Origin of the sequence: Thermoflexus sp. (assembly GCF_042408365.1) — a bacterium.
Classification (GTDB): Bacteria; Chloroflexota; Anaerolineae; order Thermoflexales; family Thermoflexaceae; genus Thermoflexus.
Genome location: NZ_JBHOQJ010000278.1, coordinates 1 through 3953, shown reverse-complemented (window position 1 = coordinate 3953; position 3953 = coordinate 1). Strand labels below are relative to the sequence as shown.

The window sequence follows — 3953 nt, the reverse complement described above, 5'->3', positions numbered from 1 at the left end:
CCGGGCGCCAAAGGCGCCCGGCTCGCCCCCAAACCCCCGCGGGTGATTTTAAAATTACGCCAGTGCGGCAAGCAACACGCTGAGCAAATATAGCGCGATCAGCGGCACCATCACAATGGACATGTTCACAGGGTCCACGGTCGGGGTGATCGCCGCGGCGATGATGGCGATGATGAGCACGGCGAAACGCCATGCCCGGAGCAGCTGGCGGGCGTTGATCAGCCGCGCCTTCGCCAAGGCGAAGAACACCAAGGGCATCTCAAAGCTCAACCCCAGCCAGAACATTAAAGAAACCACGAACGAAAGATAGCTGGATGGGCGGGGCTCCGTGCGGATGCCTGCGAAGGTGGTCAGGAAAGGGATCGCAACGGGCATCATCACGAAGTAAGTGAAGGCCGCTCCTCCCAGGAAGAGCATGGTGGCCAGCGGCACCAGCAGGAGGGTGAGGCGCCGCTCGTGGGGCAGCAGCCCAACATAGATGAATGCTAGGATCTGATAGGTGATGTAGGGAAACGAAAGGGCGAACCCGGCCAGGAGGGCCACCCGCATATAGGCGGCGATGCTCTCGGTCACGTCGATGGAAACCAGACCGGCGCGTCCTCCTACCGGGGCCGCCAGGATGTCGATGATCCGGTCCGCGATCAGCAACCCGATCCCTGTCCCGATCCCCAGGGCGATCAGGCTGCGGAGCAACCGCTGACGCAGTTCCTCCAGGTGTTCCAGCAGCGGCCGGGGCTGGTCATGTGTGCGAGCTTTCGCGGTCTTGCGAGCGCTCGGTCGTCGGAGGATTCGCATAGGTGGTCCCGCTGGAAGGTGGCAGTTGATAGGCGGCCGCCTCCGGTGGGAGGGCGACCTCCGGCGGCTCGGATGTGGCGCGTTCGATCTCGCGGCTGGCCTCCCGGACCTCGGCCTCCCACTCCCGTCGGAACTCCTCGTATAAGAGCTGGGCTTGTCGGATCCATCGGCCCAGCTGATAGGCCAGGCGGGGGAGATCCCGCGGCCCCAGCAAGATGAAGGCCAGCAAGAAGATGAAGGCCAGCTCCATCGGTCCAATGCCGAACAGACTATCCATTGGGCGGTCCTTCCCCTCACATATTCTGTGAGGAACAGATAGATCGCCTGCCCCAAAACGATGGCGCTCGTCTGATGGGGCCGTCGAAGGCAGCCCCCTCTACGGTGAGGTCGGCCCCTTTCCCTCAATCCCCCCCGCGATGCTGCCCAGCACACCGTTGACGAAACGCGGGGTGCTGTCGGCGCCGAAGATCTTCCCCAGTTCAACGGCTTCGTTGATGGCCACGGCGGGGCTGACCCGTCGGGCGATAACGAATTCAAAGATCGCGATCCGGAGGATGTTGCGGTCGATGACCGACATCTGGGACACGGGCCACGCCGGGGCATAGCGCTGGATCAGGCGATCGATTTCCGCCTGATGGGCCAGCACCCCCGTGACCAGCTCCTGCACGAAGGCCCGGGCCTCCGCCGGGAGCGGCTCCACCTGGAATCGGGCGGACAGGACCTCACCGGCCGGGTGACCGGCCAAATCGATCTCATAAAGGGCCTGCAGGGCCACCATGCGGGCCCGGCGCATCAGGGGCATACCTTCCTGGGATCGATTGTTCCCCTCAACCTCGTTCATCCGACCGTGAGGCTTGCGAGGAACCACGCTCCTCCACCTCCACGTCGGCGATCAGAACGTTCACCGCCGCCACCTCCAGGCCGGTCAGGTCGTGGATCGCCCGCGCGACGGCCTCCTGGACCTGCTGGGCGATCTCGCGGAAGGGAACCTCAGGGCGCACCACCAACGCCAGATCGATGCGCACCTGATCGTTCACCACCGTCAGGCGCAGGCCGCCGGAGAGCGCCCACGGGCCCACCCGCACCTCCGCCAGGCGGGCGACGCCGGGGACCTGAATCGCCGCCTGGCGAACGATGTCTCGCAACACTTCGGGGGCCACCGTGATGCGCCCTGGGATCGCTGCGTAACTTTCCTCGGGCATCATGGATGTTTCTCTCTCCCCTGGCGAGGCTGGATCTCCTCTTGTGCCAACCAAGCCACCTCGGCGTCTCTCCGGGGCTGCGAGCCGCCCCGCGCAAGGTCACACGCAGGTCATCCCTCCATCCACCGTCAGGACGTGGCCGGTGATAAACGCAGCCTCATCAGAGGCCAGGAAAGCCACCGCATAGGCCACGTCCTCCGGGGTCCCCAGCCGTCCCAACGGAGTCATTCGCAGGGCCGCCTCTTTGAATTCCTGTGGCAGGGGCTCCGTCAGGTCCGTCGGGATGAGACCAGGGGCCACCGCGTTGACGGTGATGTTTCGTGAACCCACCTCCTTGGCCAGGGATTTGGTGAAGCCGATGAGGCCGGCTTTGGCAGCGGCGTAGTTCGTTTGCCCGGCGTTGCCCACCAGGCCAGCGATGGAGGTGATGTTAATAATACGCCCGTATCGCTGTCGCATCATCGGCCGCAGGGCAGCCTTCGTGCAGTTGAACGCGCTTTTCAAATTCGTGGTCAGGATAAAGTCCCAGTCCTCCTCTTTCATCATCGCCAGCAGGTTATCCCGGGTCGTCCCCGCGTTGTTGACCAGGATGTCCACCCGCCCGAAGGCTTCCAGGGCGGTGCGGATGAGCCTCTCCGCTTCCTCATAGCGGCTGACATCCGCCTGAACGGCGATGGCCTCTCCACCCGCGGCCCGAATGGCCTCCACCACTTCGCGAGCAGCCGCCTCGTTTTGCCGATAATTCACCACCACCCGGGCACCCCGCCGGGCCAGCTCCATGGCGATCGCCCGCCCCAATCCCCGAGAGGCTCCGGTGATCACTGCCACGCGGCCTTCCAGGTTCCCCATAGATGATTCCTCCGCGCGTTCAAGGTTGCAGGGGATTCCAAACGGCGCTCGCCCCGCCTTTGAGGATTTTACACCAACAGGATGCACATGGCCGGGCGGACACCAGGCCCGCCCCTACAAGGCGTTTGCACCTGATGTAGGGGCACCCACCAGGCCTGCCCCTACAATTCGAAAGAGGAAACCCTCCTCGCGAGGGACTTAGGGGGTTTAAAATCCTTATGATGATAAGGAGCGCAACGATGATCGCGCTGGCCTGGAGCGGCGGGAAAGATAGCGTGATGGCCCTGCACGCCTTGCGACAGCGAGGCGAAAAGGTGGCGGGGCTGCTGGTGACCCTGAACGAAGCCTTCGATCGCGTCAGCATGCACGGCGTGCGTCGCTCGCTGATCCACGCCCAGGCCGCTGCCCTGGGCCTTCCGGTCTATGAGGTCTGGCTCCCCAACCCGTGCCCCAATGAGGTTTACGAACAGCGCATGGCCGAGGCGGTCCGGCGCCTGATGCAGCGGGGGATCCGACGGTTTGCCTTCGGGGATCTGTTCTTGGAAGAGATCCGCGCCTATCGGCTTCGTCATCTGCTTCCGCTGGGGGTCGAGGTGCTCTTCCCCCTCTGGGGCGAGCCCACCCGTGATCTGGTCCAGCGGTTTCTCTTCCTGGGCTTTCAAGCGATAACGGTCTGTGTTGACGGAAGGCGCCTGGGCCCGAGCTTCCTGGGTCGGGTCTTGGACCTCGCTTTCCTGGCGGATCTGCCCGCCGATGTGGATCCCGCAGGGGAGAACGGGGAATTCCACACCTTCGTGTTTAACGGGCCGGGCTTTCATCAACCCGTCGCCTTCGCTCCGGGCGAGGTGGTCTTCCGGGACGGATTTTGGTTTCAAGATCTTATCCCTTTACGCCGTTGATATGCCTGCTATTGCTTCTTCCACTTCAATTTGGGGAATATGCGATGGGAGAATTATGTTTAGGGGGCGAGCTGGCGCGGCTGGAGGGCGGCGCTGTGGAGCGCCCGGAACGTGCGGCAGGCCGCCGGCAGCCTGGCTTCGCCCCGGGCTACCGCGGAGCTGGCCCGGCGGCAGCTCGCGCGGCTCGCGGCGGAGGTCGGAGCGGTGC

At 64.2% G+C, this 3953-nt stretch carries 6 protein-coding genes; 1 reads left to right on the top strand and 5 read right to left on the bottom strand.

The window, feature by feature from the left end; all coding sequences use genetic code 11:
• Positions 1–54 precede the first annotated feature (54 nt).
• From tatC to fabG, 5 genes are all read right to left on the bottom strand, one after another.
• Complete coding sequence (tatC, locus tag ACFMO5_RS12730) at positions 55–795, bottom strand: twin-arginine translocase subunit TatC (protein WP_376793127.1); 741 nt, start codon at positions 793–795, stop codon at positions 55–57.
• Entirely contained in the window at positions 740–1072 is a 333-nt protein-coding gene (locus tag ACFMO5_RS12725; protein WP_376793126.1) for a twin-arginine translocase TatA/TatE family subunit, read from the bottom strand. Before ACFMO5_RS12725 ends, tatC begins: the two co-directional genes overlap by 56 nt.
• Positions 1073–1171: 99 nt before the next feature.
• On the bottom strand, positions 1172–1588 hold the full coding sequence (gene nusB / locus ACFMO5_RS12720) for a transcription antitermination factor NusB (protein ID WP_376793125.1): 417 nt from the start codon (positions 1586–1588) through the stop codon (positions 1172–1174).
• 34 nt (positions 1589–1622) lie between these two features.
• Positions 1623–1997 (bottom strand): Asp23/Gls24 family envelope stress response protein, encoded by a 375-nt coding sequence (locus ACFMO5_RS12715; RefSeq protein WP_376793124.1) that lies wholly within the window; start codon positions 1995–1997, stop codon positions 1623–1625.
• Between the two features lie 99 nt (positions 1998–2096).
• A complete protein-coding gene (gene fabG / locus ACFMO5_RS12710) occupies positions 2097–2846 on the bottom strand; it encodes a 3-oxoacyl-[acyl-carrier-protein] reductase (protein ID WP_376793123.1) in 750 nt (249 codons plus the stop codon).
• Positions 2847–3085: 239 nt separating this feature from the next.
• Here fabG and ACFMO5_RS12705 point away from each other — a divergent pair, with 239 nt between their 5' ends.
• Positions 3086–3745, top strand: a complete 660-nt coding sequence (locus ACFMO5_RS12705; RefSeq protein WP_376793122.1) for an ATP-binding protein — start codon at positions 3086–3088, stop codon at positions 3743–3745.
• The last annotated feature ends 208 nt before the right edge of the window (positions 3746–3953 follow it).